At 33.8% G+C, this 6,000-nt stretch carries 8 protein-coding genes and 1 pseudogene; 4 read left to right on the forward strand and 5 right to left on the reverse strand.

The features are described from left to right. Positions 1-104: 104 nt before the first annotated feature. Positions 105-989: a GTPase Era gene (era, locus tag B4N66_RS06360; RefSeq protein WP_291093244.1), complete on the reverse strand. Its 885-nt coding sequence runs from the start codon at positions 987-989 to the stop codon at positions 105-107. Positions 990-1,077: 88 nt separating this feature from the next. Between era and B4N66_RS06365 the strand changes: the two genes are divergently transcribed. Both B4N66_RS06365 and B4N66_RS06370 read left to right on the forward strand, forming a co-directional pair. Next, a complete protein-coding gene (locus B4N66_RS06365) occupies positions 1,078-1,641 on the forward strand; it encodes a DUF4256 domain-containing protein (RefSeq protein ID WP_291093245.1) in 564 nt (187 codons plus the stop codon). Between the two features lie 131 nt (positions 1,642-1,772). After that, on the forward strand, positions 1,773-2,150 hold the full coding sequence (locus B4N66_RS06370; protein ID WP_291093247.1) for a hypothetical protein: 378 nt from the start codon (positions 1,773-1,775) through the stop codon (positions 2,148-2,150). Between the two features lie 221 nt (positions 2,151-2,371). On the opposite strand, the gene B4N66_RS06375 is transcribed toward B4N66_RS06370, so the two are convergent. The 4 genes from B4N66_RS06375 to B4N66_RS06390 form a co-directional block, all read right to left on the reverse strand. Next, positions 2,372-2,839, reverse strand: coding sequence for a PA2169 family four-helix-bundle protein (locus B4N66_RS06375; protein ID WP_291093248.1), 468 nt, complete (start codon positions 2,837-2,839; stop codon positions 2,372-2,374). A 20-nt stretch (positions 2,840-2,859) separates the two neighbouring features. Next, positions 2,860-2,982, reverse strand: coding sequence for a hypothetical protein (locus B4N66_RS06380; RefSeq protein ID WP_291093250.1), 123 nt, complete (start codon positions 2,980-2,982; stop codon positions 2,860-2,862). A 24-nt stretch (positions 2,983-3,006) separates the two neighbouring features. Beyond that, on the reverse strand, positions 3,007-3,168 hold the full coding sequence (locus B4N66_RS06385; RefSeq protein ID WP_291093252.1) for a hypothetical protein: 162 nt from the start codon (positions 3,166-3,168) through the stop codon (positions 3,007-3,009). Positions 3,169-3,350: 182 nt separating this feature from the next. After that, entirely contained in the window at positions 3,351-3,803 is a 453-nt protein-coding gene (locus tag B4N66_RS06390; RefSeq protein ID WP_291093253.1) for a KTSC domain-containing protein, read from the reverse strand. A gap of 193 nt (positions 3,804-3,996) precedes the next feature. On the opposite strand from B4N66_RS06390, the gene B4N66_RS06395 reads away from it, so the two are divergent. After that, positions 3,997-4,746, forward strand: coding sequence for a hypothetical protein (locus B4N66_RS06395; RefSeq protein ID WP_291093254.1), 750 nt, complete (start codon positions 3,997-3,999; stop codon positions 4,744-4,746). Between the two features lie 163 nt (positions 4,747-4,909). Continuing rightward, positions 4,910-6,000, forward strand: a pseudogene (locus tag B4N66_RS06400) (hypothetical protein); the annotation flags it as partial.

Here is a 6,000-nt window from a genome sequence, read left to right on the forward strand (position 1 = left end):
TCAGAATGACAAGATTGCGGTTATCGTGCCAACTTACTGCATAAAATTTGAAACTCCAAACTTGAAACTTTTAACTCCAACCCGAAACCCGAAACCCGCAACTTTTACTTCTGATTATACCCTAATCTTCTCAACTGAAAAGCATTGCTACGCCAGTCTTTGCTGACTTTCACAAAGAGTTCGATGTGGATTTGCTTTCCGAAGAATTTCTCTAGATCTTCTCGGGCTTGCATACCTACTCGTTTTAATGCAGCTCCTTTGTGACCGATGATGATTCCTTTTTGGGTGTCGCGTTCAACCATAATTAAGGAACGAATGCGGATAATGTTATCGTCTTCAATGAATTCTTCGGTTTCTACCTCAACTGCATACGGAATTTCTTTGTCGTAGTTGATTAAGATTTTTTCGCGAATGGTTTCGTTTACAAAAAAACGTTCCGGTTTATCGGTCAATGTATCTTTTGGGTAGTATGGTGGTGATTCGGGTAATAATGATATAATACGATCAAATACTTCTTTCACATTGAAATTTTCTAAGGCTGAAATGGCAAAAATTTCGGCATTCGGCACTTTTTCTTTCCACAAAGCAACTTGTTCTTCCAATTGTTGTTGGTTGGACTTGTCAATTTTGTTTAATAAAAGTAAAACAGGGATTTCGCTGTGGATAATTCGATTAAAAAAAGCTTCGTCTTTTAATTCTTTTTCGCCGATTTCAACCATATAAATCAATACATCGGCATCTTCAAAAGCGGATTTTACGAACTGCATCATCGATTCCTGCATTTCATAAGCAGGTTTGATGATGCCGGGTGTGTCGGATAAAACCATCTGAAAATCTTCTCCGTTCACAATTCCCAAAATACGATGTCTTGTTGTTTGGGCTTTGGAGGTGATGATGGAAAGCTTTTCGCCCACGAAGGCATTCATTAAAGTTGATTTTCCTACGTTGGGATTTCCGATGATGTTGACGAACCCTGCTTTGTGTGCCATGTGCATAATTTTTGCAAAGGTAAGGTTTCTTTTTTTGTTTGTCTATTTGTGATTATTTTTTAAATTTGGAATAATAACTTACTAACTAATGAAAAGCGACAAAATAGTATCTTCTGAACAAAAAAATGAGTTAATCGATTTGCTACGAATTCGTTTTGAGAAAAATATAAATCGCCATAAAAATTTAAAATGGAATGATGTTCTAGTTAAATTAGAAGCAAATCCTGAGAAATTATGGTCCCTGAATGAGATGGAAAAAACCGGAGGAGAACCTGATGTGGTTGGTTTGGATGAAAAAACAGGAGAATATATTTTCATGGATTGTTCCGCCGAGAGTCCGAAAGGAAGAAGAAGTGTTTGTTATGATCGCGAAGGACTAGATTCGAGAAAAGAATATAAACCTGAAAACAATGCTATTGATATGGCTACGGAGATGGGAATTGAACTTTTATCAGAAGAACAATACCGCGAATTACAGCAATTAGGAAAATTTGACACCAAAACATCCAGTTGGATAAAAACTCCGGACGAAATTAGAAAATTAGGTGGTGCTTTGTTTGCTGATTTTCGGTATAATCAGGTTTTTGTTTATCATAATGGAGCTCAATCGTATTATGGAGTTAGAGGTTTTAGAGGTATTTTGAAAGTTTAAAACAGTTGTTTCTTTCATAAACTTAGCCACTCAGTGACACAGCTTCTCAGTTACTTAAAACTAATCACAATATTAACCCAAAAAAAAGTTTATCCGTTTTAGAAGACTTACCTTTAAGAAAAGTAAAATGTATGTCAGATAAAAACAAAAAACAGTTTGGTGTTTGGATGGACACCCACAATGCAACCATCGTTGGAAGAGAAGATGTTGATAATGGAGAGTTTATCGTTTTGGGCACTGTTTCCAATGCCGGAGCCGAATATAATTCGAGTGAAAAAACAGCTAATAACCATGAAATTGGTTTAATGCAGAAGTATTTTAAAGAAATTGCTTTCGTTATGCCAAATGTGGATGAAATTCATCTCACTGGCACAGGACAAGTACAGGAACAATTTATGAAATTTCTAGCCGATACGCCACAATACAAAAATGCGGAGGCTACAGAATGTACTTCAAACAAAATGAGTGATGAAAATTTTATTGAATTTATAGCGAAACGTTTTAATTAAATAAAGTTAGATTGCAGTATAAGAACCGTAGATATATTCTGCGGTTTTTTTTAATAACTAACCTGCTTTGCTGGAGATTTTTATTTAGACTTCGTCATTTTTCAAAATGACAAAAAGAGAATGATTACAGAAGAACAACCGACAACCATAAACAAAAAAAATACCGCAGGGAAACCCGCGGCATTTTCAATCTCAAAAATCAATCAAATTCATAGCAAATATTAAGAGGAACATATAAGTTCACGAAGTGCTTTTAATTTTTCTCTTTCACGATAAAGTTCGGTTCGTTGAGTTAAAATCATCATGTTGTGGCGTTCGTCTACGATATTTTTTACATCATCAATTAACCAATCGTCATAATTTCCTATTGCAATATCTTCTCTAAAAACACATGAATCTAATAGAGCACGATTAAGGTTTTCTGAAATAGTTTTTTCTAAATCCATCCATAATTTAAAAAATTTTCCACTCGTTTTGTTCGTGCCGATTGGATTTCCACCTAAACGTTTAATTTCATCACACAATTCCATCACACATCTCTTACTTGTAACGATAAATAGTGAAAACTCAACTTTTAACTGAGAGTCTTTTGCTTCCAACATAGCCGTTTCATAACCTTGAATTCGATCGTTATTTACTTCAACTAACGAATTTAATATTTCAACTGTTTTTGTTTTAGAATTTTCCATATCGACCATTTTTTCAATTATCATGAGCTACATTGTCCTAATACGACCCAAAGAATAATAAAAACTATAATTGTTCCAAAACAACCGCCGCCTAATTTCTTGGCTCCGTATCCGGCAAGTAATGCCCTAAAAAAATTATTCATATTTATCTATTTTATAAGTTTAAACTATTCTTTTGGCAAGTTCCAAATATCCGGTTCTTCCATGTCATTAGCTTTCAAGATTTCTTTGTGACTAAGTGGGATTTTTTTCTTGGATTTAATTTTTAAATCTCTCATTATTGAGTTTTTAGTCTCTCGCCTTCCTGTGTTTCTATCTTTCTCACTCATCGTAAATTCATTTAGAGTTAAACAATTATCAATGTATTACAAAGGTGCAACCACAACCGTGCTTTTGTGTTATATAATTTTTCGAAAAAATTACATTTAAACCACTCGTAGGCAATCTCAAAAAAAGAAATAAAAAAAGGTGCCAAAAATAGGCACCTTATATTGTTTTTAATTAATATGATTTACTCTGCAACAACTAATTTACTCGCACTTCGGTATAAAAACTCATGATAAACATGTCTTCTTGCAAAACGAGCGGGTGATTCTGCGTTTATCATTTTAATGTAAGTTACTTTAGGAACACCAAAATATTCAAATTTATTTCCATCTAAAAAATGTATATTTAGTACACCATCTTCATAATAAAATTCTAAAATCCCTGAAGTGGTTGTAGTTTTCAAATATTCATCTTTCACTTTTTCTTGTGTTTCAGGAGCAATACTAACCAAAAAATGATATGCCTCAATAATCATTTTGCTTCTTTCTTCTGCGGCCAGACGTTCAACAGGATCTGCAATGGTGTCCGGATGATCTTCCTTCATGCTGTTGCGGTACACTGTTTTTAATTCTTTTAAGGTTGCCATTTTAGTAACGTCAAGTAATTTTCGGTATTCAGCAATTTTTTTTGAGTTCATAAGTACAATTTACAAACGCGATAGTCACGTTCTAATTTTCGGCAAAAGTAGTTTATTTTTTTTGGATTTAAGTTAACAGATTATGAAACAAAAAAATAGAAGTAAAAAAGGAGAATAACTCTACTCATTTTTCCTAAATTGTTTTATAAAGAATATTACTATATATTTGGCCAAATTATAACAACCTTATTCAATGAAAAAAATCTTTTTAGGCTTAATTGCCTTGACATTAACTTTAAATGCTTGTAGTTCTAGCGATGATAGCAATGATACTACAAATGATGCCTTACTTTCTAAAATAGTTGAAACCTATGAAGATGGCTATGTGTCAACTTTATTAGTTACTTACAGTGGAAATAAAATTTTAAAATTAGATTGGGATGGCGAAGAAGTTACCGAATTCACTTATACCGGAAACTTAATTACTCAGGAAAAATATTTCTTAGATGGTGATTTGGAAGATGTGATAACTTATGAATATGATGCTAACGAAAGATTAATCCGATCAACTCGTGTTGAGACAAATAGCTTTACTGAAGTTGACGAATATACACATAACGTAGATGGAACTGTTTCATTTGTGACTGAAAGAGACGGCGAATTGGCAGCAAACGGAACTTTTTATTTTAATAACAATCGTCCTTACAAAAAGGAAATCACTAAATATTACGAAGGTTTTGAATCTGATGAAGTAATTGAAGTGACTTTTGATGATAAAAACGAACCGTTTAAAAACGTAACCGGATATAATAAGTTAAATTTTGCATTGCCAAATCTCAAATCAGATATTGAAGATAATGTTAACAACGTGTTGACAGTAAAAAGGGATACTTTTACTATACTGACAACAACTTATACTTATAATTCAAATAATTTTCCGGCAACATCCACCACTACAGGGACAAGCATGGACGATAATTATACTTCTGTTTATTTCTATTAATTTTTTCGATATAGATTATAGTAAAAAGCCCTTTACGGGGCTTTTTTTATTGGCAAAAAATCATTAAAAAATCATAAATTTCATATACATAACGTTTTATTAATGTTTTCATTTTTAATAAGAACTTGAATTGGCTTATATTTGTGCCTAATTTTTTTCCAAATTGAAAACTAAATTCTTAAAACTGTTATTCCTTGTTTTTTTTGCACAAAACACTTATTCTCAATGTTTTGAAATAGAAAGTATACTTGTAGATGCGTGTGGTGCACAAGAGGGATTAAATGAAATGGTACGCTTTAAAATTGGAGGTGCTCCTTTAAACACCTCAACTTTAAACGTAAGTTGGCCAAATAATTCTTGGCAAGGACTCATCCAAAATGCAACAACAGCATCAAAAGTTGCCACATTAAATGCGGATATTCTTGCTGCAGGAGGATGTGGCGAAATAATTGAACCTTCCGGAGGAGTTCTTCCTGCCAATGCCTCCGTTATATTGGTGACAAGTTTTAATTTTGATACGGCACTCAATTCATTTGGTGCACTTTCGGAAGATATTTATATCATATTTCAAAATAATCCTGCAATTACCTCTGGGCATTTTGCTAATTTTGGAACAGGACTACGAACATTAACTATGTTTTTTGGCCCTTGTGTGGATGTAGTTACTTATGACAGAGCACTTTTGGTAAGCCCGACGGGAGAAACAACTGCCTCTGACGGTTCCACTGTTCTATTTACACCAGGAGGTATTGCAACCTATGTAAATTATGGATGTTCTGCCCCAGTGCAGCCATTCTTAGTTGAAATTAATACTCCTTCTATATCTGCTTGTCCGGGAAATAGTATTGCTTTAACAGCTTCAGCCGAAGGTGAACAATCGGTGTTATGGAGTGCTCCTAGTGGCATTTTCAGTAGCTCGAGTTCTTTAGCTACTTCCTATACAGTTCCCTCAAATGCAACCGGTACAATTTTGTTAACTTTAACAGCAACAAACAGCTGTGGACTGGAAATTTCTGATACTGTTTTGGTCACAATTACAAATAATGTAGTTCCTGATTTTGATACAACTTTGACACTTTGCAGTGGCTCAACTGCTCCAACATTAAACACAACTTCTCCAAACGGAATTGTTGGAACTTGGAGTCCTGCGACCATCAACAACACAACAAGTGGAAACTATGTTTTTACTCCAAATGCGAATCAATGTGCTTCACCAATAACATTAGTTGTAACGGTAACAAATAATATTGTTCC

This window comes from Flavobacterium sp. UBA2787, from assembly GCA_002352205.1.
Taxonomy (GTDB): Bacteria; Bacteroidota; Bacteroidia; order Flavobacteriales; family Flavobacteriaceae; genus Flavobacterium.

Coding starts and splice junctions, on each gene's coding strand:
- era (WP_291093244.1), bottom strand. CDS start 989: ATGGCACACAAAGCAGGGTTCGTCAACATCATCGGAAATCCCAACGTA.
- B4N66_RS06365 (WP_291093245.1), top strand. CDS start 1,078: ATGAAAAGCGACAAAATAGTATCTTCTGAACAAAAAAATGAGTTAATC.
- B4N66_RS06370 (WP_291093247.1), top strand. CDS start 1,773: ATGTCAGATAAAAACAAAAAACAGTTTGGTGTTTGGATGGACACCCAC.
- B4N66_RS06375 (WP_291093248.1), bottom strand. CDS start 2,839: ATGGAAAATTCTAAAACAAAAACAGTTGAAATATTAAATTCGTTAGTT.
- B4N66_RS06380 (WP_291093250.1), bottom strand. CDS start 2,982: ATGAATAATTTTTTTAGGGCATTACTTGCCGGATACGGAGCCAAGAAA.
- B4N66_RS06385 (WP_291093252.1), bottom strand. CDS start 3,168: ATGAGTGAGAAAGATAGAAACACAGGAAGGCGAGAGACTAAAAACTCA.
- B4N66_RS06390 (WP_291093253.1), bottom strand. CDS start 3,803: ATGAACTCAAAAAAAATTGCTGAATACCGAAAATTACTTGACGTTACT.
- B4N66_RS06395 (WP_291093254.1), top strand. CDS start 3,997: ATGAAAAAAATCTTTTTAGGCTTAATTGCCTTGACATTAACTTTAAAT.